The following is a 354-nucleotide window of genomic DNA, read 5'->3' on the forward strand; positions in this document are numbered from 1 at the left end:
CGGAGTCTGTTGAACTCTCCGCACCGTCATAAACGATCGTGATTTGTCCCGGCCGCTTCCAGGCCGCTTTGAGCACTTCAAATCTGGCCCCCGTCTGGCTTTTCATGGTGACCTTCCATTTGAATGCCGGTCGACCAAACCGGGCTTCCAGCAACGTGTAGTTGCGTTGCTGGAATGCAAGCCCTCGGGTGCTCATACGGATGCTCTCGACGATGCCGTTGATGATACTCACGCACATGCTGTAGCCGTTGACAAGGTCAGGCTGCTTGCCCGCTGGCCATTTGACGTACAGCGTCTCCGTGCCGAAGGGCGCAAAACCGTAACGCCGCGCGTCGGCGTGCTGGAAACATGCAT

At 57.6% G+C, this 354-nt stretch carries 1 protein-coding gene; it reads right to left on the minus strand.

Annotated features, from left to right (window positions below; translation table 11 throughout):
* The coding region (locus SB679_RS23400; protein WP_410704673.1) for a hypothetical protein at window positions 1-354 on the minus strand (354 nt) is incomplete at both ends.

This window comes from Chryseobacterium sp. SIMBA_029, assembly GCF_046535275.1.
Lineage (GTDB): Bacteria > Bacteroidota > Bacteroidia > Flavobacteriales > Weeksellaceae > Chryseobacterium.